We start from the raw sequence: 22,799 nt of genomic DNA, 5'->3' as shown, positions 1-22,799 counted from the left end.
GGGGCGAAACGCGAAGTTCGCCCCCTCTCGCAATTTTGGGCTGCTCAAACGGTCTTGTCATCGTTTGGCCGCATGTATTATGCATTTCCTCCGACAAGATAAGGCAACGGCGCAACGCCGGCAGGCGGACAAGACCCGACGACAGTGATCGTCCGGCAAACAGGAAAAGGTAATGGGCGGGAAAATGTCGATCTCGAGGACGCTTTCGGTATTGGCTGTGGCCGGAGCCCTGAGCATCGCGGCATGTGTCGGTGCGCAGGCTGCAAGTCAGGTTAAGGTGACGGTCAACAACACCGTGATCACCTCGGGCGATATTGCCAAACGTGTCGCATTCATCCGCCTGCAGCATCAAAAGGGCGGAGCAGACGAAGCCAAGAAGCAGCTTGTCGACGAGGTGCTGAAGCGTGCCGAGATTGCCCGGCTTGGGCAGTCGGTCAGCACGCAAGAGGTCGATGCCGCCTTTGCCCGCTTTGCCGGAGGCAACAAGCTTTCGCCGGAACAGCTCGGCAAGATCCTCGACCAGGCGGGCGTCGGCGTAGAGCATTTCAAGCAGTATATCGCCGTCCAGATGAGCTGGCCGCGCGCGGTCAACTTCCGCTACGGAAATTCGAGCCGGCTGCAGGGCGCCGATCTCGTCAAGCGGATGATGGAAGGCGGCGGCAGCAAGCCGGTGACGACGGAATACTTCCTCCAACAGGTGATCTTCGTCATTCCCGAAAAGAAGCGCGGCGCCATCACGGCAAAGCGGCAAGCTGAGGCAAATGCCTCGCGGTCGCAGTTCCCGGGCTGCGAGACCTCCAAGGTGTTCGCCGCCAACTATCGCGACGTTTCGATCCGCAATCTCGGTCGCATGCTCGCCCAGCAATTGCCGGACGAATGGAAGCCCCTGGTCGAAAAGGCCGGCGAAAACGGCACGACCGGAACTCGCGTAACGGAAAAGGGCGTTGAATACCTGGCGATCTGCAAGAAGCGTGAGGTCAACGACGACACGGCCGCTGAAATCGTCTTCCGCGCCGAGGATATCGGCAAGAAGAAGGCGGGTGGAGAAGACCCGAACAGCGAAAAGTACCTCGAGGAACTGCGCAAGAAGGCGCAGATCGTCAACAAGTAAGCACATCGGTAACATGCGCGAACCAACCGGCGGGCCACTCGCCCTGACCATGGGCGATCCGGCCGGTATCGGGCCGGATATCAGCCTTTCCGCCTGGCTTGGCCGCCGCGAGCACGCGACGGCACCTTTCCTGTTTGTCGGCGATCCTTCGGTGCTTGCCGCGCGAGCGGCGATGCTCGGCTATTCGGTTCCCGTGCGGGAGACGGATTGCGCCGGCGCCATTGCCGTGTTCGATGCGGCACTGCCGGTGCTGCCGGTCACCTGTCCTGCCCCGGTTACGGCGGGCGATCCCGACACCGCCAATGCCAGCGCTGTCATCAAGGCGATCGATATGGCGGTGCAGCTCGTAACCGCCGGCGAAGCTTCGGCCGTTGTGACCAACCCGATCGCCAAGGCAGTCCTCTACGACGCCGGCTTCCGTTTTCCCGGCCACACCGAATACCTGGCGGATCTTGCGGAGAAGGCGACGGGACAAACCGTTCTGCCGGTCATGATGCTGGCCGGACCGAAGCTGCGCGCGGTTCCGGTCACCATCCACATCCCGCTGAAGGACGTACCGGGCCAGTTAACGCCGGATCTCATCTATCGCACCTGTGCGATCACGGCGGCTGATCTGCGCAACCGTTTCGGGCTCGAGCGACCGCGCCTCGCGATCGCCGGGCTCAACCCTCACGCCGGCGAAAACGGTGCGCTCGGCCTTGAGGACGACGCCGTCATCCGCCCCGTGATCGACCGTCTGCAGGCCGACGGGATCGATGCTGTGGGTCCTCTGCCGGCGGATACGATGTTCCATGATCGGGCGCGCGCGACCTACGACGTAGCAATCTGCATGTATCACGATCAGGCGCTGATCCCGGCCAAGGCGCTCGGCTTCGACGACAGCGTCAATGTCACGCTCGGCCTTCCCTTTATCCGCACGTCGCCGGACCACGGCACGGCCTTCAGCCTTGCCGGCAAAGGCGTCGCCCGCGACGACAGCCTCAGGGCGGCACTTGATCTTGCCGCGATGCTCGCGGCCAATACCCCGGGAGATATCCGCTGATGGCCGCGCTCGACGGTCTTCCTCCGCTGCGCGACGTGATCCAGCGCCACGGCCTCGACGCCAGGAAGGCGTTGGGCCAGAACTTCCTGCTCGACCTCAACCTGACGCAGAAGATTGCCCGGACCGCCGGTTCGCTCGAAGGCGTGACGGTCATCGAAGTCGGGCCTGGTCCCGGCGGCCTGACGCGCGCCATCCTGGCCCTCGGAGCCAAGAAAGTCATCGCGATCGAGCGCGATTCCCGCTGCGTGCCGGCGCTTGCCGAAATTGGCGCGCATTATCCGGACCGGTTGCAGGTGATCGAAGGCGACGCCCTGAAAACACCGTTCGAGACGCTTGCCGACGGTGGGCCGGTCAAGATCATCGCCAACCTGCCCTACAATGTCGGCACGCAATTGCTCGTCAACTGGCTTTTGCCCGAACGCTGGCCGCCGTTCTGGCAGTCATTGACGCTGATGTTCCAGCGGGAAGTGGGCCTCAGGATCGTCGCCGAAGCGGATGACGATCACTACGGACGGCTCGGGGTGCTCTGCGGCTGGCGCACCAGGGCGCGGATGGCTTTCGACGTGCCGCCGCAAGCCTTCACCCCGCCGCCGAAGGTGACATCGTCGGTGGTCCATCTGGAGCCTGTGGAGAACCCAATCCCCTGCTCCGTTTCGGCACTCGAGAAGGTGACGCACGCCGCCTTTGGCCAGCGCCGCAAGATGCTGCGGCAAAGCCTCAAGCCGCTTGGCGGCGAAGCCCTGCTGGCAAAGGCCGATATCGACCCGCAGCGGCGGGCCGAGACGCTTTCGGTGGAAGAATTCTGCCGTCTGGCAAACTGCCTCTGAGCCGCAGCAGCGGAGCTTTCGGCCGGCGAGGCCCGATCACACACCCTGTCTGGTGAGCGGCTTTGAGCGCCGCGCGTTCCGGTGAACGCACGAAGGTCGCTCTAGAACGTGCTGCATTTTTCCGGAATCGGGGATTCGCAAATCAGTTGGGATGTGATTCCCTGTCCATGCCGGAAGGATGGCCGGCATGGATGACGCGAGCTTATTCGGAGGACCTGCGGGAGCGGGCGCTGGCCCGATTGCGTAGCGGGGAGACGACGCGGTCGATCGCGGCCGCGCTTTCGATTGCTCCCTCCTGCGTTTCAAAATGGAAGCGACGTCTTGCCGAGACCGGCTCTCTTGAGCCCGGCCGTGTCGGCGGACGCAAGAAGCGCACCCTGTCGGGCGAGCGGGCGGACTGGTTGCGTGAACGCTGTCAATCCGGGCCGTTTACGACACGGGGATTGGTGGCGGAATTGGCCGAACGTGGCATCAAGACCGACCGTCGAGCGGTTTGGGTCTTTGTTCGAGCCGAAGGCCTGAGCTTCAAAAAAAACAGTTCTGCCGGCTGAGCAAACGCGAGTGGACATTGCCCGCAAGCGGCTGCGATGGAAGACCCACCAGCATCGGATCGAAGCCCGTCGGCTGGTCTTTCTCGATGAAACCTGGATCAAGACGAATATGGCGGCGCTCAGGGGCTGGGCGCCGCGCGGCCGGCGGCTCGCTGCGCCGGTCCCACACGGCCACTGGAAAACCCTGACCTTCATCGCCGCCTTGCGCTGCGACCGTATCGATGCGCCTTGGGTCATCGACGGGCCGATCAACGGCGAGCTCTTCACCCTCTATGTCAAGAAGGTCCTCGTGCCCACGCTCGCCAAGGGCGACATCGTCGTCCTCGACAATCTCGGCAGCCACAAGGGACAAGCCGTCCGTCGCGCCGTCAGGGCCGCAGGGGCGCACCTCTTCTTCCTGCCGCCCTACAGCCCCGACCTCAATCCCATCGAGCAGGTCTTTGCCAAACTCAAGCATCTCATCAGGAAAGCAGCCCCACGGACCGTCGAGGCAACATGGCGCAAGGCCGGTGAATTGCTCGACACCTTCTCGCCAGCCGAATGCGCCAATTATCTCAGAAACTCAGGCTATGCTTCCGAATGAAAGCAGCATGCTCTAGAACGGATTTTCCGTCAGAAGCCCATTGACGAAATCGAACAGGCCCGGACGTCGGTCGCGACGAAGCCGTTCCGCCTCGACGATTGCCCGCACGGAGGCGAAAGCGCGGTCGAGGTCGTCGTTGAGCACGATGTAATCGTACTCGCGCCAGTGCTCGATTTCGGCGCGTGAGTTGGCAAGCCGCGTCGCAATCACCTCTTCGCTGTCTTCGGCCCGACGGTGCAGGCGTGACTGCAGCTCGGTCATCGACGGCGGCAGGATGAAGATCGACACGACGTCGCCGGCCATCTTTTCCTGAAGCTGCTGGGCGCCCTGCCAATCGATATCGAAGAGCATGTCGCGGCCGGCGGCCATCGCCGCTTCGACCGCATCGCGTGGCGTGCCATAGAAATTGCCGTGCACCTCCGCCCATTCGAGCAGCGAGTCGGTCGCCCGCAACGCCTCGAATTCCCGGATCGACTTGAAGTGATAATGCCGGCCATCGATTTCGCTCGGACGGCGCTGGCGCGTCGTCACGCTGACGGAGATGCTCATCTCCGGATCGGCTTCCAGGAGGTTGCGCGCGATCGTCGACTTGCCGGCGCCCGAGGGCGAGGAAATGACGAGCATCAGCCCACGACGGGCGATCTTGATGGGCGAAGGGGTCGCCGGGGTCATGCTTTACTCCAGATTCTGGACCTGTTCGCGGAACTGGTCGATGACGACCTTGAGTTCGATGCCGGCGGCAGAAACGGCGGCCGCATTCGACTTGGAACAGATCGTATTCGATTCTCGGTTAAATTCCTGTGCCAGGAAATCAAGCTTGCGACCGACGGGGCCGCCCTTCGCCAGCAGCTCACGCGCCGCTGCGATGTGGGAGCCAAGCCGGTCGATCTCTTCCCGAAGATCGGCCTTGGTGGCGAGGAGCGCCACTTCGGCATAAAGGCGTTCCCGGTCGAGCGAGGAACCGTTGTCCATCACCAGGGCCACCTGCTGGGCAAGCCGGTCGGCGATCGCCGCGGCGCTACGGGACGGATCGGCTTCCACGGTCGCCGTGAGTGCCTCGATGCCTTCGACCTGCGCCAGCAGGATCTGACAGAGCGCGGCCCCCTCCTCCTCACGCATGGTGCGGAGATCGGCAAGCGCGAGCCTCAACCCTTCGACGATGTCCGTATCAAGGGCAGCACGCTCTTCTTCGCTTTCTTCCGGCTCGCGAAAATCGACAATGCCGCGGATTGAGAGAAGCGTGTCAAATTTCAACGGCGCCGGATCGACGAGATCGCCGAGTTGTTCGCGCAAATTCAAGACCGCCGTCAACGCGCCCTGATTGACCACCGCCTCGACGGTTGCTTCCGCGCCGCTGACGGAAAGTCCGATCTGGAGATTGCCACGCGCGAAATAGTCTGCCGCGAGTTTGCGCACCTCGGGCTCGAAGCGCTCGAGCCCTTGCGGCAGGCGCAACCTGAGATCAAGGCCCTTGCCATTGACGGAGCGCAGTTCCCAGGCCCAACGGCGGCGGCCACTGCTGCCTTCCCTGCGGGCAAAGCCGGTCATCGATTGGAGCGGCATCGTCACCTCCGTTGTGTTTCAGCAGAAGCAATACGGCGACGGCGCGGCATCCCGCAAGGGATATCCGCGCCGTGATCTATCCGTCCACAATGCAGCGTTTATTGCGGCTGCGCTGCTGCCGGTTCAGCCGCTGCAGCATCCGTGGCAGCCTTCGCGGCTTCCGCTGCCTTCTCGGCTTCCGCCTTGCGCCAACGCCTTACATTCGCGTTGTGCTCGTCCAAAGTCTCCGCGAAAACATGGCCCCCCGAACCGTCGGCCACGAAGTAGAGTTCCGGCGTACGCGACGGATTGGCGACGGCCTCCAGCGCCGCACGGCCCGGATTGGCGATCGGCGTCGGCGGCAAACCCTTGATGATATAGGTGTTGTAGGGCGTCTGCTTGTCGATGTCGGACTTCAGGATCGGACGGTCCGCCGGCTTTCCGTCGCCGCCGAAAATGCCGTAGATGATCGTCGGGTCGGACTGCAGCCGCATGCCCTTGTCGAGCCGGTTGATGAAAACGGAGGCGACCCGCGGCCGTTCGTCGGCGCGACCGGTTTCCTTCTCCACGATCGAAGCAAGCGTGACGAGTTCCTCGACCGTCGAAACCGGCAGGTCCGGATCACGCTTCTGCCAGATCTGATCGACCAGCGCCTTCTGCGCCGCAATCATCTGCTGGACGATCTCGCCGCGCTTGGTGCCGCGCGTGAACTTGTAGGTGTCCGGCATCAGCGAGCCTTCCGGCGGAAGTTCCTTCGGCAGGTCGCCGACCAGAACCGGATCGTCGGAAAGCTTGTGGAACATCTGCTTGACGGTCAGGCCTTCGGGCAGAGAAACGGAATAGAGGATCGATTTGCCCGACTTCAGAAGCTGCATCACGTCCTGCATCGACGAGCCGGCCTTGATTTCATACTCGCCGGCCTTCAGCGTCTCATTGTCGAGATAGGCTTCCGAGACAAAGCGGAAGACGCGCGCGTCGGTAATGATGTTGCTGCGCTCGAGACCGCTGGCGATCTCGCTCATACCGGCGCCGCTCCTGACGATGAAGTTCTGGTTTGCCTGCAGCGGACCCGGCTTCTCGTACTGATGCATGGCGTAGTAGACCGTGCCGGCCGCGGCAAGCGCCGCGAAAACGATGATGGTCATCACGAAGTTCAGGAAGATCACCACCTGGCTGCGGGCCTTGCGCGACCGCTTCGGAGGCTGCGGCACCTTTTCCGGGCGCAACGCCTCGTTGGCCGATTTCGGAATGATCGGCCCGTTGCTCGCGTTTTCATTGCGGCCGAATTGCGCCGCGCCGTTATCGTTTGAGTCGCTCACGATTATCCCGAACCCGAAATTCGCAACCTCATTCTCTTCCTGCCCCGGTGCGAATTTCGGACTGGACCATGGCAGGCTTAAGTCAATTTCAAAATCGGCGCCGGCCTGGCGGGCGGCGTTCCGCAGTCTTCATCACAATAGACCTGCGGCGCAGTGCCTTGGCACCAGGAACCACAGAAATGTGTCGGTTCACCGCCTGTTCAAGAGAAGACGACGGACGGCTGACACTTTACAGAACCGTACGCCTTATAGGACGCCTTAAGGTCGCTGTAACACTCTAAATGGCTGCCTGCTTCCTCCCTAAATCGGATGAATTTAAGGAGACAGGCAACCGTTCGGAACGTGCCGCCCCGGTTACTACTGGGCGAGCGACATGTTCCCGGCAATAGCTAAATGGCAATCTGACAGATATGCCTTGCGCGAACATAGCGGTCGGCAAGCACCGCCGCGATGGCGTTGCATCCTCCCAAATCATGCTTGTAGCGAGCAATGCGGCAAAAGCAGGATCATCGGACCGACTTGTTGGATCGATCCGATGATTGGCAGGGGCCGATCAGCCGTCCGTATAGCGGCGCAGGACCAGCGACGCATTGGTGCCGCCAAAGCCGAAGGAATTCGACAGCGCCACATTGATCTCGCGCTTGCGCGCAACGTGCGGCACGAGGTCGATCTTGGTTTCCACGGACGGATTGTCAAGGTTGAGCGTCGGCGGCGCGATGTTGTCGCGAATCGCGAGCGCCGAGAAGATCGCCTCGACAGCGCCGGCAGCGCCGAGCAGATGACCGATCGCCGACTTGGTCGAGGACATGGAGATCTTCGACGCATGCTCGCCGACCAGGCGCTCGACGGCACCGAGCTCGATCGTGTCCGCCATGGTCGAGGTGCCGTGGGCGTTGATATAGTCGACGTCGGCGGCCGTCAGGCCGGCGCGCTTCAGCGCCATCTGCATGCAACGATAGGCGCCATCGCCGTCTTCCGACGGAGCGGTGATGTGGAAGGCGTCGCCGGAAAGGCCGTAACCGACGACTTCAGCATAGATCTTCGCGCCGCGGGCCTTGGCGTGCTCGAGCTCTTCGAGGATGACGACGCCAGCGCCCTCGCCCATGACGAAGCCGTCACGATCGACATCGTAGGGACGCGATGCCTTTTCCGGGTTGTCGTTGTGCTGGGTCGACAAGGCCTTGCAGGCGGCGAAGCCCGCAAGCGAGATCCGGCAGATCGGCGATTCCGCACCGCCGGCGACCATGACGTCGGCATCGCCGAGCGCGATCAGACGGCTCGCGTCGCCGATGGCGTGCGCGCCGGTCGAGCACGCGGTGACGACCGAGTGGTTCGGGCCACGCAGCTTGTGGCGGATCGACACCTGGCCCGAGGCGAGGTTGATGAGGCGGCCGGGAATGAAGAACGGCGAAATGCGGCGGGGACCCTTGTCGCGCAGCGTATAGCCGCCTTCGACGATACCTTCGAGACCGCCGATGCCCGAACCGATCAGGACGCCGGTCGCGATCTGGTCCTCGTTGCTCTCCGGCTTCCAGCCGGCGTCGGCGAGCGCCATGTCGGCGGCCGCCATCGCGTAGACGATGAACGGATCGACCTTGCGCTGCTCCTTCGGCTCCATCCAGTCGTCGGCGTTGAAGGTTGCGTCGGTGCCGTCACCGAAAGGAATGCGGCAGGCGATCTTGGCAGGAAGATCCTCGACCTCGAATTCGGTCACCTTGCGCGCAGCATTCTGCCCGGCAAGAAGGCGCGCCCACGTCGCCTCAGTTCCGCAACCCAAGGGAGATACCATGCCGGTACCGGTGATAACGACACGTCTCATAGTCCGCGACCCACCCTGACTTTTCAATTTCAGAGCCGGATCGGACCACGTGTGACGAACCCGATCCGGGCATCCAATTTAAGGTTCTTATTCACGATCAGAGGAAAATGCGGCAAAACGCTTGCTGATCGAAACCCGCGCTCGCGGGACAGCCCACTTCCCTGGGCTGAAACGGGCCGCTTTAGGCGGCCCGTCTACGGCCGTAGCCGCTTGGATATTAGGCCTGGGCCTTTTCGATGAACTTGACGGCGTCGCCGACGGTCAGGATCGAGTCAGCGGCATCGTCCGGGATTTCAACGCCGAATTCTTCTTCGAAAGCCATGACCAGTTCGACGGTGTCGAGCGAGTCCGCGCCGAGGTCATCGATGAAGCTTGCGCCTTCGCTGACCTTTTCGGCGTCGACGCCAAGATGATCAATAACAATTTTCTTTACGCGTTCTGCGATATCGCTCATGTCGGAGTTCCTCGACCTTCGTTTCTGTGGGCGCCTATCCGGCACCGGTACTCTTACTTCAGCCTGATAGACCAAGACGGGCTACCCGGCAATCCATCCAACCGGAACTGCGGCAAACCCAGGGCAGCCAAGGCTGCCGGACACCTGGCGGGACCGGTCGACTGCTAACAGTCATGGCCCGATTAACACGGTTTAAGTCTGCCGCAAAGTCCGAAAATGCCTGACATTCGCTTGGTCAACATTGAATTTCAGGCATTTGGCAGGCGCATCCCGGGACGTTGAATATCGCCCGTCGCACAATCTCGACGGGCGCCGCATCCCGAACCGGATCAGATCATCGCCATACCGCCATTGACGTGAATCGTCTGGCCGGTGACATAGCCAGCCTCGTTCGACGCGAGGTAGACGACGGCCGACGCAATCTCCGCGCCGGTGCCCATGCGCTTCATGGGGATCGCGCCCATGATCGCATCTTTCTGCTTGTCGTTCAGCTTGCCGGTCATCGCGCTCTCGATGAAGCCGGGCGCGACGCAGTTGACCGTGACGTTTCGCGTCGCGATCTCCTGCGCCAGGGACTTCGAGAAGCCGATCATGCCGGCCTTGGAGGCACAATAATTGGCCTGGCCCGGATTGCCGGTGACACCGACGATCGAGGTGATGTTGACGATGCGGCCGAAGCGGCGGCGCATCATCGGATGGGTGAGCTCGCGCGTCAGGCGGAAGACGGCTGTCAGGTTGACTTCGAGAACGCTGTCCCAGTCCTCATCGCTCATGCGCACGAAGAGGCCGTCCTTGGTGATGCCGGCATTGTTGACGAGGATGTCGACGCCGCCGAGTTCGGCCTCGGCCTTTTCGCCGAGCGCCTTGACTTCGGCACGGTCCGAAAGGTTCGCCGGGAAGAGCTGCACGCGATCGCCGAGTTCGTTGGCAAGCGCTTCCAGCTTTTCGACGCGCGTGCCGTGCAGGCCGACAGTTGCGCCCTGGGCGTGCAGCATGCGGGCGATTTCTTCACCGATACCACCGGATGCGCCGGTGACGAGAGCCTTGCGGCCGGAAAGATCGAACATCTGATTGATTCCTTGTAACTGGAGCGCTTACGCGATCGCTCAGGCGAGCAAGGCGGCAAGTGCGGTGTCGATATCGGCAGGCGTATTGACGGCAATACCGTTGACGGCCTTGTCGATCCGGCGGGCAAGCCCGGTCAGGACCTTGCCGGAACCGAGTTCATAGAGCGTCGTGACGTTGTTGGCGGCAAACCACTCGACCGTCTCGCGCCAGCGGACCTGGCCCGTGACCTGCTCCACCAGCAGCCGGGCGATCTCGCCGGCATCGCTGACAGGTGCGGCCAGCACGTTGGCGATCACGGGCACGACGGGATTGCGCTTCTCGACCTTGGCGAGAGCCTCGCGCATGGCGTCGGCGGCCGGCGCCATCAGGCTCGAATGGAAGGGAGCGGAAACCGGCAGCATCAAAGCGCGCTTGGCGCCCTTTTCGGATGCCAGTGCGGCAGCCTTCTCGACGGCTACCTTCTCGCCGGAAATCACCAGCTGGCCGCCGCCGTTATCGTTGGCGATCTGGCAGGAGCCGAGCGCCGAAGCTTCGCGGCAAACGGCTTCGACGTCGGCATGCTCCAGGCCGATGATCGCGGCCATCGCGCCCTTGCCGACCGGTACGGCCGCCTGCATCGCGTTGCCGCGGATACGCAGGAGACGCGCCGTGTCGGCGATCGAGAAGGTGCCGGCGGCACAGAGTGCCGAATATTCGCCGAGCGAATGGCCGGCGACGAAGGAGACCTTTGACTTGATGTCGAGACCTTTGGCTTCGAGCACCCGGATGACGGCCATCGATACGGCCATCAGCGCGGGCTGCGCGTTCGCGGTCAGCGTCAGCGTTTCCTCGGGGCCGTTCCACATGATTTCGGACAGCTTCTCGCCGAGTGCCTCGTCGACTTCGGCAAAAACGGCTGCCGCTTCCGGAAAGGCGTCCGCCAGATCCCTGCCCATGCCGACAGCCTGGCTGCCCTGGCCGGGAAACGTGAATGCAATGCTCATGGGATAGTCCCTTCCCTAGATCACTATGATTTCGGGTCGGCTCGACACGAAATCATAGTGATCGGTTCTTATGAGTTGGAGCGGGATGCGGGCGAAAACCGCAAACACTTTTCCCCTAGCCCACTCCGGTTTCCTCTCCATTCACATTCCTGAACGGCGAGTCAAGCTTGGAGGCCCGTGCGGGCGAGGCCGACGGCGCCTTTTGCCCTTGATCTTCAACAATCAAGGCGTAAGTTTGCCGCCCGATGTCGTTCTGCCCTGCCACCGACGCACAGGCAAAGGCGGCCACTCCATTCCCGCGCGCGCCCCTTTCCTCCCCAAGTCGGCGCCCGCCCTTCACAAGGATACTTATCTAGATGCGCTACAACACGCTTGGCCGCACCGGCATCAAGGTCTCGGAAATCTGCCTGGGCACCATGACCTGGGGCTCGCAGAACTCCGTTGCCGAGGCACACGAGCAGCTGGATCACGCCTTCGACACGGGCGTCAATTTCATCGATACGGCTGAACTCTACCCAACGACCCCGCTCTCGCCCGAGACCTACGGCAATACGGAGCGTTTCATCGGCGAATGGCTGGCGAAGCGCGGCCGCCGCGACGACGTCGTGCTCGCGACCAAGGTCGCCGGCCCCGGCCGCCCCTATATCCGTAATGGCGATCCCACGACCCCCGAAGGCATCGAACTGGCAATCGACGCCAGCCTTCGACGTTTGAAGACCGACTATGTCGACCTCTACCAGATCCACTGGCCGAACCGCGGTCACTACCACTTCCGCAATGCCTGGTCCTACGATCCGGCCAAGCAGGACAAAGCGCATGTCGCCAGCGATCTGCGAGCGATCCTCGACAAGCTCGGCGATCTCGTGAAGGCCGGCAAGGTCCGCGCCATCGGTCTCTCCAATGAGACGGCCTGGGGCACGATGAAGTTCATCGACATGGCCGAACGTCACGGCCTCCCAAGGGTCGCCTCGGTCCAGAACGAATACAATCTGCTCTACCGCGCCTATGATCTCGATCTTTCCGAGCTGTCGCATCACGAGGACGTGGGCTTGCTCGCCTATTCGCCGCTCGCAGCCGGACTGCTCAGCGGCAAGTATCTGGACGGTGCCAGACCGACGGGCTCCCGCCTGTCGATCAACGGCGATCTCGGCGGCCGCTTCACGCCGCACCAGGAACCGGCGGTCGCCGGCTATGTGCAGCTTGCACGCGAGCACGGTATCGATCCCGCTCAGATGGCAATCGCCTTCTGCCTGACGCGTCCGTTCATGGCGTCCGTCATCATCGGCGCGACCTCGATGGTTCAGTTGAAGACCAACCTCGGCGCCGCCAATCTCACTTTGTCGCAGGACGTCATGAACGGCATCCGGCGACTGCACCGTCTCTACCCGATGCCGATCTGATCGGCATCGGTCCGTCAGAGAAGAGGTCGGAGTGAAAATATCCGGCGAGCCTTGCCTTCTGTGGAAAAATGCGTATAAGCGCGCTGTTCGAAATGCCCGGTCTTCTGGCTGGTGGCTGAACGGAGGGCCGGTTTCCCGCGAGGGCGCCGTCAGGAATGCAAGGCATTCCGGCCTCCCGTGTCTCCGCTCTCGACCGTCTCGATACAACACTTTCTTGCCGGCTCTTGCGAGCCCATAAGAACAGTCGTTGAGGCTTAGCCGCCGAGGTCCGGGCTGATTAACGCAAGAAAGGCAAGCCACAATGGCTCTTTATGAACACGTATTCCTGGCCCGCCAGGACATCACGCCGCAGCAGGTCGACGCTCTCGTCGAGCAGTACAAGGGCGTGCTCGAAGCGAACGGCGGCAAGGTCGGTCGCGTCGAGAACTGGGGCCTGAAGTCCCTCACCTACCGCATCAAGAAGAACCGCAAGGCTCACTACGTTCTCATGGACATCGATGCTCCGGCACCGGCCGTTCACGAAGTCGAGCGTCAGATGCGCATCAACGAAGACATCCTGCGCTATATGACGATCGCCGTCGAAAAGCACGAGGAAGGCCCGTCTGCCATGATGCAGAAGCGCGACCGCGACGACCGTCCGCGCCGCGATGGCGACCGTCCGGAGCGTGGCTTCGGCGACCGTGGTCCGCGTCCGGACCGTGGCGACCGCGAAGACCGCCCGCGTCGTCCGCGCGAAGACCGCGCGTAATCAAGAAGCTTTAGGAGATAAAGACAATGGCTGAAGTTTCTTCCGCTCCGGTTCGTCGCCCGTTCCACCGTCGCCGCAAGACCTGCCCCTTCTCGGGCGCAAACGCTCCGCGGATCGACTACAAGGACATCCGTCTGCTGCAGCGCTACATTTCCGAGCGTGGCAAGATCGTTCCTTCCCGCATCACGGCCGTTTCCCAGAAGAAGCAGCGCGAACTCGCCCAGGCGATCAAGCGTGCACGCTTCCTCGGCCTGCTGCCCTACGTCGTTTCCTAAGAACGGCTGACTCTCCGTCGGTCATCTGACTCGACGGAGACCGACTCCGGGATAAGGCGCTCCGCCGACGTGAGCGCCTTATCCCTCCCTTCCGCGGTGGGCGCGGATCGGAACTGGTGCGAAAGCGCCAAAATCCCATGCTGGGGCCGGGCCTTTGCCATCCCCTAACTGCACGAAGCAGGACAGCGAACGTGACGAATGTGAACAGGACATCGCTGCTGACCGGCGTTCTCGCCGGCTTTACCGCCGCCCTCTTGTCGATGGGCGCGAACACGCAGTCGTCTCTTGCCATCGTCCTTTATGCCGCTTCCGCACTCCCGATCCTGATTGCCGGCCTCGGCTGGGGCAATGCCGCCGCGATTGCTGCGATCGTCAGCGCCGGCGCCACCGCCGCCGCGCTCGTCTCGCCCTATTTCGCACTGCTGATTCTCGTCGTCACGCTGATCCCGGCCGGCTGGCTCAGCCACCTCGCCAATCTCGCCCGCCCGGCTTCCGAACTCGGCGGCCCGGACGAGGCTCTTGCCTGGTATCCGCTGTCCGATATCCTCAGCCACCTCGCCGGCCTCGTGACCATCGGCATGATCATCGTCGGCTTCATCGTCGGCTATGGCGCCGACATCTCCGACCGCATGGTCGATATCGTCATTGAGGCGGTGAAGGCGCAGGATCCGGGCTACAATCCGGACGTCGCTGCCGTTGCCCAGATCAAGTCGCTCTTCACCCTGGCCCTGCCGCTCGTCCAGGGCGCGATCTGGGTATTGATGCTCTTTACCGCCTACTACGTCGCAACTCGCATCGTGCAGATGTCGGGCCGGTCGTTGCGCCCGCGCGAGGACATTCCTTCGACGCTGCGCATGCACCGCAACGCGATCTTCATTTTCCTCGGCGGCCTGGTCCTGACCTTCCTCGGCGGCGCGCCCGCGACGATCGGCGCGCTGATCTGCGGAACCTTCGGCGCAGGCTTTCTGCTCGCCGGCTTCGCCTCCTTCCATTTCCGCACGCGCGGCAAGTCCTGGCGGCTTCCCGTGCTGTGGATCGCATACCTGTCGGTGCTCGTGTTCACGATCCCGGCATTCTTCTTCCTCCTGTCCGGCCTGATCGATACGCGACGCACCATCGCAGTCACGCCGGTGGGAAAAAACTGACCAACGAACTGAAACTCTGAAAGGAAACCAACATGGAAGTCATTCTTCTCGAACGTATCGCCAAGCTCGGCCAGATGGGCGACACCGTAAAGGTTCGCGACGGCTTTGCCCGCAACTACCTCCTGCCGCTCGGCAAGGCACTGCGCGCCAACGCTGCCAACAAGGCCCGTTTTGAAGCCGAGCGTTCGACGCTCGAAGCCCGTAACCTCGAGCGCAAGTCGGAAGCCCAGGCGGTTGCCGAAAAGCTCGACGGCAAGTCCTTCATCATCGTCCGCTCCGCTGGCGAAACCGGCCAGCTCTACGGCTCGGTTGCCGCTCGCGACATCATCGAAGTGCTCGCTGCCGAAGGCTTCAACGTCGGCCGCAACCAGGTTGACCTCAACCACCCGATCAAGTCGATCGGCCTGCACAAGGTCACGCTGCACCTGCACTCGGAAGTCGAGATTTCGATTGAAATCAATGTGGCCCGTTCGGCTGAAGAAGCCGAGCGCCAGGCCAAGGGCGAAAGCCTGACCTCGGCCGACGCCATCTACGGCGTCGACGAAGATGCTCTGAAGCCGGAAGACTTCTTCAATCCGGAAGCCGAATTCGAAGGCGAAGAAGAATAAGCCTTAGCGGCCATTCGACAGACGAAAGCCCGGGTCATCGATCCGGGCTTTTTTCTTGGTCGCTTCTTTCTACGCTTCTTCACGTAAGGCGGCAGCCTACCCCTGCGCAGCGACGGGCGCGGCGTGGCCAGTCGCCTGGGCCGGTGCGTCCTTGTCGACGCGCACGACCACCGAGAGCCCGGGCGAGAGCATCTCGGCCAGCGGCTGACCGGGATCGACCACGATCCGCACGCCGACGCGCTGGGCCACCTTGGTGAAGTTGCCGGTGGCGTTGTCCGCCCTGATCACGCTGAATTCCGAACCGGCCGCCGGCGAGAAGCGCTCGATATGCCCCGTAAGTTCGCTCTTCTGCAGGGCATCGACCGCGATGGTGACGGGCTGGCCCGCCTTCATGCCGTCGAGCTGCGTCTCCTTGAAATTGGCGACGACCCATACATCGTTCGGCACCAGTGCGAGGAGTTGCGATCCCACCGTCACATATTGCCCGATCCGCGCACCGATCTCGCCCAGCCTGCCGTCACGCGGCGCAACGATGCGCGTGTTTTCGAGATCGATGCGCGCCAGTTCGACGGCAGCTTCCGCGCCGGTCACGGCCGCTTCCAATCCTGCACGCGCGCCAAGCGTCGTCGCCAGCGCCTGCTTCGACACTTCCAGCCCGGCTTCCGCCTGGCTCACGGCGGCGGCGGCCTGCTCGAAGCCGGCGCGTGCCTGATCGGCATCGCTGCGTGTCGACACGCCCTTTTCGGCGAGCGGACGAATGCGGTCCCAGGTGGCGCGCGCCCTGTTGAAGGCCGCCTTGGCGCTGTCGAGCTGTGCTTCGCTGGCGGCGATGCCGGCCTTGGCCGACAGTTCCTGCTGATAGGAATTGGCGAGCGCCGCCTTCTGTCCGGCAAGCGTGGCTTCGGCCTGAGCCAGCTTCTGCGCATAGATGCGATCGTCAATCTTCACCAGCAATTGCCCTGCCTTGACGGTCTCGTAGTCGCGCACCGGAACGTCGGCGACGTAGCCCGAAAGCTGCGGGCTCATGATCGTGACATAGCCGCGCACATAGGCATTCTCCGTCATTTCGACGGAGCTGTGAAAGGGTGGCAGCCGCCAGGCGTAGAGCACAAGGGCGACACCGGCGATGCCGGCGAGAAGCACAAGGATGGTCGTTGGAGAACGCAGGAACTTCGGCATGGTCGTCAACTCGATTGATCAAGCGGCCGGCATTGGCGCAGGGGCAGTCAGCCTCTGCGTGAGCCAGTTGCAGGACATGTGCAGGAGCAGGTCGGCGAGTGCGAAAAGCGCGATCACGGCGGCAAGCAGGAATGCGTCGTTATAGGCGAGTATGTAGGCTTCCCGCGTCACTTGCTGCGACAGCAGCAAGGTGCCCTCGCCGTTCAGCAGGGTCCTATCGCCCATCACCTTGCCATAGGCGGCGGCGAGCTGGTTGACGCGCTGAGCAACCAGCGGATTGGACAACACCATCTGCTCGGCCAGGATATTGGAATGGAACTTCTCGCGGATCGTGATGAAGGTCCCGAAGGCCGCGGAACCGATCAGGCTGCCGATGCTCTGGGTGAACAGGAAGATGACGATGAAGCTCAGGATGTAGCTCGGCCCCTTCGCCAGCGCCGCCTTGAAACCGCGCGCCATGGCAGGCGGCAGGAAGAGCGCAGTGCCCGCGGCGATCATCGCCTGGCTCAGATACATCTGCTCGGGCCGTGTCAGGCTCGTCGCCTGGCTGTCCATATAGGCGCCGGTCGCAAGCAGGCCGAGCGCGAGGATGTGCACACGCTCCGCATGCTGCGGGTTCATCAGCACCGCGCAGAGTAGGCCACCGGCGACGGCCGCGGCGAGGATGATCCAATAGAGCGTTGCGACCTGTTCGAACTGGAGGCCGAGCTGCTGATAGAAATTCGCAGCGATTGCCGATTGCTCGGAGGCGACCAGGCGGAAGATCAGCAGGACCGCGGCAAAATGGATGATTTCCTTCGAGGCGATCCAGCGTACATCGATCAGCGGCACCTGGCGATGGAGCTCAATCAGCACCACGGTCGTCAGCGTCGCGATCGAGACGACCAGGAGAACGCCGAGCCAGGGCGCCTCCAGCCACCAGTAGAGACGCCCCATGGTCAGCACGACGGCGAGACAACCGAAGGCGACGGCGACGAGCAGGTAGCTCAGGATATCCATGCGCTGGATAACCTTGGCGTGCGGCACCGGCGTCAGCGGCAGCAGATAGATGATCGGCAGCGCGATCAGCGCCAGCGCCATTTCGAGCGTATAGAGCGCATGCCACTGGCCGTATTCGATGAGGGTCGGGGAGATGAGCCGGGTGATTGGCGCGGAGATCGTCGTGCAGGTGAGTGCGAGCGCCAGACCGACCGTCAGTTTGCGCGCCGGCGGAAAGGCCTCGAGCATATAGAGGAAGCCGAGCGTCGACATCGGTGCGGCGGCGATGCCGCTGATGAAGCGGACGACGATGGCCGAATGCAGGTCGGAAACGAAGACGTTCATCAAGGAGACGATGACGAAGCCGACGATGCTGATTTCGGCAAAGCGGCGCAGCCCATATTGAGCGCGGATCTTCACCAGCGCGATCGACAGGCTGACATTGGGCGCCATGTAGGCCGCCGACAGCCAGCCGGCCTCGACCGAAGTTGCCGAGAGCGATCCCTGAACCTGCGTCAGATTGGCCAACGCCAGGTTCATGCCCAGGCCCTGCGTCAAAAACAGAAGAACGGAACCGACCACATAGACCGCCGATAGCGCCGGGCTTTTGTCGGCTGGTGCTGGCGCCGGAACCGGTGCAACAGGAGCAATCTCCTCCAGGTCGCCGGCCGCACTGATCTCCGCCGCCGGAGCATTGCGATTATCGTTTGCAGCAGCACTCGCAACTGCGCTCATCGCCGTCACTCCCGCGCCAGCGACTGAACGTTGTCGGCGATCGCCCGCACCACCCGCTTTGTCACGGCAAGTTCGGCGGCATCAATACCTTCCAGCACTTCCGCCCGGATCTCATCGGCAAGCCTCAGGATTTCGTCCGCGACGCTGCGGCCATACTCGGTCATGTGGATCTGCTTGGCGCGCCGGTCGGAGGCCTCGACCCGTCGCTCGATGAAACCCTGCTTCTCCATGCCGTCGAGCAGGCGCACCAGCGTCGGCGTCTCGATGTCGAGCTCATCGGCCAGCTCGCGCTGGTTCAAACCATCCTTCCGGGTCAGGGCGAAGAGCGCGCGGGCCCGTGACAACGTCAGCCCCCTTTCCTTCACCCGCGCGTCGAACACGGCCCGCAGCTTGCGATTGACCAGCGACAGGGCATCGAACAGTTCGCGGTTTACGGTAGGCTGATACATTTGTATCTTTTCCATATTACTAGCATGCTAACTATTTTGATCCTATTTAATCCAATTGCGGCCGGTTTTCAAGATGGAGATTTGAGCGGATCAAGGAGAGGGCTACACTTCCGTAGCCCGGTTGGGTGATTCGTTCGTCAACGTCCAACTTTGTGGGAAGGCGAGATTCCACGCTTTTGTGAACCCGGCCTGTGGATCAGTCGAACAACGGGAAAAGCGCCAGACCGCGATGAGACGCTTTGCGAGTGTGTCCCCCCTGCACTTGACCCGGCTCGCGGTAGATCGCAAACCGGTTCCACACCAGACAGAGGCAGAGATAAAACGACATGAACGACGCGGCGCGAAAGCTATCCCCTATCAGCAACGATCAGGTGGACCAGCACTATCGCGAGGCGCCGAACAACCTTGAAGCCGAACAGGCTCTGCTCGGCGCGATCCTCGTCAACAATGACGCCTTTTACCGCGTCTCGGACTTCCTGAAGCCGGTGCATCTCTATGAGCCGCTGCACCGCAAGATCTTCGAGGTCGCCGGCGACATCATCCGCATGGGCAAGACCGCGAACCCGGTCACCATCAAGACCTTCCTCAAGGCCGACGAGAAGGTGGGTGACCTGACCGTCGCGCAATATCTAGCGCGTCTTGCCGCCGAAGCCGTGTCGATCATCAACGCGGAAGACTATGGTCGGGCGATCTACGACCTGGCGCTTCGCCGTTCGCTGATCACGATCGGCGAGGACATGGTCAACATCGCCTATGACGCGCCGCTCGACATGCCGCCCCAGGGTCAGATCGAGGACGCCGAGCGCCGCCTGTTCGAACTTGCCGAGACCGGCCGCTACGACGGCGGCTTCCAGTCGTTCAACGATGCCGTAGCGCTCGCGATCGACATGGCGGGTGCGGCCTTCGAGCGTGACGGCAGCCTTTCCGGTATCTCGACCGGCATCCATTCGCTCGATGCCCGCATGGGCGGCCTGCAGCGCTCGGACTTGATCGTGCTCGCCGGACGTCCCGGCATGGGCAAGACCTCGCTTGCCACCAACATCGCCTATAACATCGCCGCCGCCTACGAGCCCGAAGTCCAGGCGGATGGTTCGTTCAAGGCGAAGAACGGCGGTGTCGTCGGCTTCTACTCGCTCGAAATGTCGTCCGAACAGCTTGCCACCCGTATCATCTCCGAGCAGACCGAAGTCTCCTCGTCGAAGATCCGCCGTGGTGACATTTCCGAGGCCGATTTCGAAAAGCTCGTCGCCTGCTCGCAGATGATGCAGAAGGTGCCGCTCTATATCGACCAGACCGGTGGTATCTCGATCGCCCAGCTTTCCGCCCGCGCTCGACGCCTGAAGCGCCAGCGCGGCCTCGACTGCCTGGTGGTGGACTATATCCAGCTCATGACCGGCTCGGGCAAATCGAGCGACAACCGCGTGCAGGAGATCACGCAGATCACCACGGGCCTCAAGGCGCTCGGCAAGGAACTGAACGTTCCGATCATCGCACTGTCACAGCTCTCCCGTCAGGTGGAAAGCCGAGAAGACAAGCGCCCACAGCTCTCCGACCTTCGTGAATCGGGCTCGATCGAACAGGACGCCGACGTGGTGCTCTTCGTGTTCCGTGAGGAATACTACGTGAAGAACCTGGAGCCGCGCGACGAGTTCGATCCGAAGTACGAAGAGTGGAAGATGAAGATGGAGCAGGTGAAGGGCACGGCCGATGTGATCATCGCCAAGCAGCGCCACGGACCGACGGGCACCGTGAAGCTTGCGTTCCAGTCGGAATTCACGCGCTTCGCCGACCTCGCCGATCCTTCCTTCAGCCAGTACGAAGAACACTAAAGTTCCGTGGGGGCGGCCGGAGCGGGATGGGAAAAATGTTTGCGGTTTCCCATCCCGCTCTCACTTCGCAGCCAGCGGCCCAAGCGCGACGGTCTAACCTTTTACCAGGCGCCGCCCAGAACCTGACGCAACAGCGCTACCGAGACCACGCCGACTGCAACCGATGCCAACAGCGGCAGCCTGGTCGCGGCAACGGCCGTCGCGGCGGCCGCAATCGTTTCGGCTGGGCCGGTGACCAGTGCCGTCGGAGCGATAACCGCCATCAGGACCGCTGGCGGAATGGCTTCGAGGGCACGCTTCTGGTTCTCTCCGATCGTCACGTAGCGGATGAGCACGAGGCCGGCGATGCGTGTCGCGATCGTCGCGGCGGCCATGGCCAGGATCGCAAACAGTGTGTCGAGATCGACGGTCATGCGTGGGCCTCCTTGCGTCCGCCGGAAAGCACGGCCACGACGACGCCGGCGGCGGCGCCGGCCGCGATGTACCACACCCCCGGCAGCAATTGATGCGCGACCACAGCCGCACAAGCGCTTGCGGCCAGCACGGCGCCCGTTTCACGCCCCTTCCAGAACCCCATGACCAATATGATGAAAACGGCCGGGAAGGCAAAGTCGAGACCGATGACCTTCGGATCGCCGAGCAGGGCGCCAAGCATCGCGCCCGTCAGGCTCGTCAGCACCCAGGCGCAATAGAAGGGCACGGCGAGGCCGGCATACCAGGCGGGCGTCAGCCTGCCATTGCTCGCGCGCATCTCGGCCATGGCCCAGATTTCATCGGCGAGCAGCAGCATGGAGGTATAGCGCGCCGGCCCGGAGAAACCGTCGAGCTTGCTGCCGATCGAGGCGCTCATCAGCACATGGCGGATATTGACCAGCAGGGCCGAGAAGCCGAGTGCGGCCCAGGAGGCCGGGTGCGTCCAGATATCCATGGCGACGAATTGCGACCCACCGGCAAAGACCAGCGCGCTCATCAGCGTCACCTCCGCCGGCGTCAGCCCCTTGGCCGCAGCCACCGCACCGAACACCAGACCGATTGGCATCACGGCGACGATCAGCGGCGTCATCGCGATCGCCGCGGCCCTAAATTCCTGAAATGTACTTCTTACCTGCAACGTCCCTGGCTCCATTTGCGCGAAACGGAGAACGTCTAAAGGCCGGAGCGGCTTGCGTATTGAACGAAAGTGATTGCTCTCATCAGTAAGAGCGCGATGCGGGCGGAAAGCGGCACGCATCTTTCCACATCCCGCTTTAGCCGGCGCGAAAAGCACCGGGTGTCACGCCGGTGCGCGCTTTGAAGTGGCGGCTGAAATGCGCCTGATCGGCGAAGCCGCACTGATAGGCCGCATCCACCGCCGACCAGCCATGCCTGAGCAAGGTCTTGGCAGCACGCACGCGCTTGTCGGTCAAAAAGGCATGCGGGGTGATATGAAATTCCTTGCGGAAGGCGCGGATCAGGTGCGCGCGGCTAAGCCCTGCGACCTTGGCCAGCTCCTCGAGCCCGACGTCTTCAACGTAATTCTCGACCAGATAGTCCCGCGCCCGATGCACAGCGGACTGCTCGCGCGTCTCGATCGGGGTGATGATCGTACTGCCGTGCCTCTCGAACATCGCCGCAAGCACGGCGAACATTTTTTCTTCGGCCTCGAGCTGACCGCCCGCCAGCTCAAGCGTTCGGTGTGCTTGATGAAAGGATAAGGCGAGGTCCGCATCCTGCAGCACACGTTTCGAGAAGGACGGCGTTCCCTTGAAAGGGCGGCCGGTCACGTCCTCGATGATGTTCACCAGCAGATCGGCGCTCGGATAGACCATGCGGTAGCGATAGCCGCTGCCGCCGGGATGACCGTCGTGGATCTCGTCGGGGTTGATCAGGTAGAAGAACCCGGGGCCGGCTTCCGAGCGTTCGCCCTTGATCTTGCTGATCTGCGAGCCCGCCTCGATCGCGCCGATGCTGAAGGTCTCGTGCGCATGCGGCGCGAATTCGTGGGTGATGAATGTCGCCGTCAGGCATTCCATCCCCATGAAACGAGCGTCCCGCCAGAAGCGCGTGCGTTCGGCGCCCTCAATCGGCGTGTCATCGATGGCCTGTTGCTGCGAAATCGTCTGCATGCGGGAATCATAGTGGTCCGAGACGATCCCGTCTTGCACAAAAGTGCTC

23 protein-coding genes are annotated in these 22,799 nt (G+C 62.6%); 10 read left to right on the top strand and 13 right to left on the bottom strand.

The annotated features are described in order from the left end of the window. The first annotated feature begins 172 nt into the window (after positions 1-172). From AC1Z3V_RS23070 to AC1Z3V_RS23055, 4 genes are all read left to right on the top strand, one after another. Positions 173-1,111 (top strand): SurA N-terminal domain-containing protein, encoded by a 939-nt coding sequence (locus AC1Z3V_RS23070; protein ID WP_483501943.1) that lies wholly within the window; start codon positions 173-175, stop codon positions 1,109-1,111. Between the two features lie 13 nt (positions 1,112-1,124). Beyond that, positions 1,125-2,153 carry a 4-hydroxythreonine-4-phosphate dehydrogenase PdxA gene (pdxA, locus tag AC1Z3V_RS23065; RefSeq protein WP_483501941.1) on the top strand — a complete coding sequence of 343 codons (1,029 nt, stop codon included), beginning with the start codon at positions 1,125-1,127 and terminating at the stop codon, positions 2,151-2,153. Next, the gene (rsmA, locus tag AC1Z3V_RS23060) at positions 2,153-2,980 is read left to right on the top strand and encodes a 16S rRNA (adenine(1518)-N(6)/adenine(1519)-N(6))-dimethyltransferase RsmA (RefSeq protein ID WP_483501939.1); all 828 of its coding nucleotides are present in this window, start codon (positions 2,153-2,155) and stop codon (positions 2,978-2,980) included. Before pdxA ends, rsmA begins: the two co-directional genes overlap by 1 nt. Positions 2,981-3,171: 191 nt before the next feature. Beyond that, positions 3,172-4,114, top strand: a protein-coding gene (locus AC1Z3V_RS23055; protein ID WP_483500817.1) for an IS630 family transposase whose coding sequence is annotated in 2 segments (ribosomal slippage) — positions 3,172-3,507 and positions 3,509-4,114 — 942 coding nt in all. Because the reading frame shifts where the segments join, the coding sequence is not laid out codon by codon here. Positions 4,115-4,126: 12 nt separating this feature from the next. Here AC1Z3V_RS23055 and gmk read toward each other — a convergent pair. The 7 genes from gmk to fabD form a co-directional block, all read right to left on the bottom strand. Beyond that, entirely contained in the window at positions 4,127-4,786 is a 660-nt protein-coding gene (gene gmk, locus AC1Z3V_RS23050) for a guanylate kinase (RefSeq protein WP_173516065.1), read from the bottom strand. Positions 4,787-4,789: 3 nt separating this feature from the next. Further along, positions 4,790-5,677, bottom strand: coding sequence for a YicC/YloC family endoribonuclease (locus AC1Z3V_RS23045; RefSeq protein WP_483501937.1), 888 nt, complete (start codon positions 5,675-5,677; stop codon positions 4,790-4,792). A gap of 98 nt (positions 5,678-5,775) precedes the next feature. Further along, positions 5,776-6,975 (bottom strand): endolytic transglycosylase MltG, encoded by a 1,200-nt coding sequence (gene mltG / locus AC1Z3V_RS23040; protein ID WP_483501935.1) that lies wholly within the window; start codon positions 6,973-6,975, stop codon positions 5,776-5,778. A gap of 553 nt (positions 6,976-7,528) precedes the next feature. Then, the gene (gene fabF / locus AC1Z3V_RS23035; protein WP_483501934.1) at positions 7,529-8,794 is read right to left on the bottom strand and encodes a beta-ketoacyl-ACP synthase II; all 1,266 of its coding nucleotides are present in this window, start codon (positions 8,792-8,794) and stop codon (positions 7,529-7,531) included. 217 nt (positions 8,795-9,011) lie between these two features. Further along, entirely contained in the window at positions 9,012-9,248 is a 237-nt protein-coding gene (locus AC1Z3V_RS23030) for an acyl carrier protein (RefSeq protein WP_003531676.1), read from the bottom strand. A 329-nt stretch (positions 9,249-9,577) separates the two neighbouring features. Then, positions 9,578-10,315: a 3-oxoacyl-[acyl-carrier-protein] reductase gene (gene fabG, locus AC1Z3V_RS23025; protein WP_173516061.1), complete on the bottom strand. Its 738-nt coding sequence runs from the start codon at positions 10,313-10,315 to the stop codon at positions 9,578-9,580. Positions 10,316-10,354: 39 nt separating this feature from the next. Next, positions 10,355-11,299, bottom strand: coding sequence for an ACP S-malonyltransferase (gene fabD, locus AC1Z3V_RS23020; protein WP_483501932.1), 945 nt, complete (start codon positions 11,297-11,299; stop codon positions 10,355-10,357). Between the two features lie 356 nt (positions 11,300-11,655). Here fabD and AC1Z3V_RS23015 point away from each other — a divergent pair, with 356 nt between their 5' ends. The 5 genes from AC1Z3V_RS23015 to rplI all read left to right on the top strand — a co-directional run bounded on the left by AC1Z3V_RS23015 (position 11,656) and on the right by rplI (position 15,475). Beyond that, positions 11,656-12,699 (top strand): aldo/keto reductase, encoded by a 1,044-nt coding sequence (locus AC1Z3V_RS23015; protein ID WP_483501931.1) that lies wholly within the window; start codon positions 11,656-11,658, stop codon positions 12,697-12,699. Between the two features lie 301 nt (positions 12,700-13,000). Beyond that, positions 13,001-13,447, top strand: coding sequence for a 30S ribosomal protein S6 (gene rpsF / locus AC1Z3V_RS23010; protein ID WP_173516058.1), 447 nt, complete (start codon positions 13,001-13,003; stop codon positions 13,445-13,447). A 26-nt stretch (positions 13,448-13,473) separates the two neighbouring features. Further along, positions 13,474-13,722 carry a 30S ribosomal protein S18 gene (gene rpsR / locus AC1Z3V_RS23005; protein ID WP_025426448.1) on the top strand — a complete coding sequence of 83 codons (249 nt, stop codon included), beginning with the start codon at positions 13,474-13,476 and terminating at the stop codon, positions 13,720-13,722. A 191-nt stretch (positions 13,723-13,913) separates the two neighbouring features. Continuing rightward, on the top strand, positions 13,914-14,867 hold the full coding sequence (locus AC1Z3V_RS23000; RefSeq protein ID WP_483501929.1) for a DUF2232 domain-containing protein: 954 nt from the start codon (positions 13,914-13,916) through the stop codon (positions 14,865-14,867). Positions 14,868-14,899: 32 nt separating this feature from the next. Beyond that, the gene (rplI, locus tag AC1Z3V_RS22995) at positions 14,900-15,475 is read left to right on the top strand and encodes a 50S ribosomal protein L9 (RefSeq protein ID WP_483501928.1); all 576 of its coding nucleotides are present in this window, start codon (positions 14,900-14,902) and stop codon (positions 15,473-15,475) included. A gap of 96 nt (positions 15,476-15,571) precedes the next feature. Here rplI and AC1Z3V_RS22990 read toward each other — a convergent pair whose 3' ends face one another. The 3 genes from AC1Z3V_RS22990 to AC1Z3V_RS22980 are packed head-to-tail and all read right to left on the bottom strand — an operon-like array spanning position 15,572 to position 18,816. Then, positions 15,572-16,654 carry an HlyD family secretion protein gene (locus AC1Z3V_RS22990; protein ID WP_483501926.1) on the bottom strand — a complete coding sequence of 361 codons (1,083 nt, stop codon included), beginning with the start codon at positions 16,652-16,654 and terminating at the stop codon, positions 15,572-15,574. 18 nt (positions 16,655-16,672) lie between these two features. Then, positions 16,673-18,367, bottom strand: coding sequence for an MFS transporter (locus tag AC1Z3V_RS22985; RefSeq protein ID WP_483501925.1), 1,695 nt, complete (start codon positions 18,365-18,367; stop codon positions 16,673-16,675). A 5-nt stretch (positions 18,368-18,372) separates the two neighbouring features. Further along, complete coding sequence (locus tag AC1Z3V_RS22980; RefSeq protein ID WP_483501924.1) at positions 18,373-18,816, bottom strand: MarR family winged helix-turn-helix transcriptional regulator; 444 nt, start codon at positions 18,814-18,816, stop codon at positions 18,373-18,375. Between the two features lie 326 nt (positions 18,817-19,142). Between AC1Z3V_RS22980 and AC1Z3V_RS22975 the strand changes: the two genes are divergently transcribed. Further along, on the top strand, positions 19,143-20,645 hold the full coding sequence (locus AC1Z3V_RS22975; protein WP_429808405.1) for a replicative DNA helicase: 1,503 nt from the start codon (positions 19,143-19,145) through the stop codon (positions 20,643-20,645). Positions 20,646-20,746: 101 nt separating this feature from the next. On the opposite strand, the gene AC1Z3V_RS22970 is transcribed toward AC1Z3V_RS22975, so the two are convergent. The 3 genes from AC1Z3V_RS22970 to AC1Z3V_RS22960 all read right to left on the bottom strand — a co-directional run bounded on the left by AC1Z3V_RS22970 (position 20,747) and on the right by AC1Z3V_RS22960 (position 22,750). Further along, entirely contained in the window at positions 20,747-21,058 is a 312-nt protein-coding gene (locus tag AC1Z3V_RS22970; protein ID WP_483501922.1) for an AzlD domain-containing protein, read from the bottom strand. After that, the gene (locus AC1Z3V_RS22965; protein WP_483501921.1) at positions 21,055-21,708 is read right to left on the bottom strand and encodes an AzlC family ABC transporter permease; all 654 of its coding nucleotides are present in this window, start codon (positions 21,706-21,708) and stop codon (positions 21,055-21,057) included. The genes AC1Z3V_RS22970 and AC1Z3V_RS22965 overlap by 4 nt, the downstream gene beginning before the upstream one ends. 184 nt (positions 21,709-21,892) lie before the next feature. Beyond that, positions 21,893-22,750: an AraC family ligand binding domain-containing protein gene (locus AC1Z3V_RS22960; protein WP_483501920.1), complete on the bottom strand. Its 858-nt coding sequence runs from the start codon at positions 22,748-22,750 to the stop codon at positions 21,893-21,895. Between the last annotated feature and the right edge of the window lie 49 nt (positions 22,751-22,799).

The sequence above is a fragment of the Ensifer sp. 38_S197 genome, assembly GCF_056924495.1.
The sequence above is the reverse complement of the archived record's forward strand: the minus strand, read 5'-3'. Positions and strand labels throughout refer to the sequence as shown.

Coding starts and splice junctions, on each gene's coding strand:
- AC1Z3V_RS23070 (WP_483501943.1), top strand. CDS start 173: ATGGGCGGGAAAATGTCGATCTCGAGGACGCTTTCGGTATTGGCTGTG.
- pdxA (WP_483501941.1), top strand. CDS start 1,125: ATGCGCGAACCAACCGGCGGGCCACTCGCCCTGACCATGGGCGATCCG.
- rsmA (WP_483501939.1), top strand. CDS start 2,153: ATGGCCGCGCTCGACGGTCTTCCTCCGCTGCGCGACGTGATCCAGCGC.
- gmk (WP_173516065.1), bottom strand. CDS start 4,786: ATGACCCCGGCGACCCCTTCGCCCATCAAGATCGCCCGTCGTGGGCTG.
- AC1Z3V_RS23045 (WP_483501937.1), bottom strand. CDS start 5,677: ATGCCGCTCCAATCGATGACCGGCTTTGCCCGCAGGGAAGGCAGCAGT.
- fabF (WP_483501934.1), bottom strand. CDS start 8,794: ATGAGACGTGTCGTTATCACCGGTACCGGCATGGTATCTCCCTTGGGT.
- AC1Z3V_RS23030 (WP_003531676.1), bottom strand. CDS start 9,248: ATGAGCGATATCGCAGAACGCGTAAAGAAAATTGTTATTGATCATCTT.
- fabG (WP_173516061.1), bottom strand. CDS start 10,315: ATGTTCGATCTTTCCGGCCGCAAGGCTCTCGTCACCGGCGCATCCGGT.
- fabD (WP_483501932.1), bottom strand. CDS start 11,299: ATGAGCATTGCATTCACGTTTCCCGGCCAGGGCAGCCAGGCTGTCGGC.
- AC1Z3V_RS23015 (WP_483501931.1), top strand. CDS start 11,656: ATGCGCTACAACACGCTTGGCCGCACCGGCATCAAGGTCTCGGAAATC.
- rpsF (WP_173516058.1), top strand. CDS start 13,001: ATGGCTCTTTATGAACACGTATTCCTGGCCCGCCAGGACATCACGCCG.
- rpsR (WP_025426448.1), top strand. CDS start 13,474: ATGGCTGAAGTTTCTTCCGCTCCGGTTCGTCGCCCGTTCCACCGTCGC.
- rplI (WP_483501928.1), top strand. CDS start 14,900: ATGGAAGTCATTCTTCTCGAACGTATCGCCAAGCTCGGCCAGATGGGC.
- AC1Z3V_RS22990 (WP_483501926.1), bottom strand. CDS start 16,654: ATGCCGAAGTTCCTGCGTTCTCCAACGACCATCCTTGTGCTTCTCGCC.
- AC1Z3V_RS22985 (WP_483501925.1), bottom strand. CDS start 18,367: ATGAGCGCAGTTGCGAGTGCTGCTGCAAACGATAATCGCAATGCTCCG.
- AC1Z3V_RS22980 (WP_483501924.1), bottom strand. CDS start 18,816: ATGTATCAGCCTACCGTAAACCGCGAACTGTTCGATGCCCTGTCGCTG.
- AC1Z3V_RS22975 (WP_429808405.1), top strand. CDS start 19,143: ATGAACGACGCGGCGCGAAAGCTATCCCCTATCAGCAACGATCAGGTG.
- AC1Z3V_RS22970 (WP_483501922.1), bottom strand. CDS start 21,058: ATGACCGTCGATCTCGACACACTGTTTGCGATCCTGGCCATGGCCGCC.
- AC1Z3V_RS22965 (WP_483501921.1), bottom strand. CDS start 21,708: ATGACGCCGCTGATCGTCGCCGTGATGCCAATCGGTCTGGTGTTCGGT.
- AC1Z3V_RS22960 (WP_483501920.1), bottom strand. CDS start 22,750: ATGCAGACGATTTCGCAGCAACAGGCCATCGATGACACGCCGATTGAG.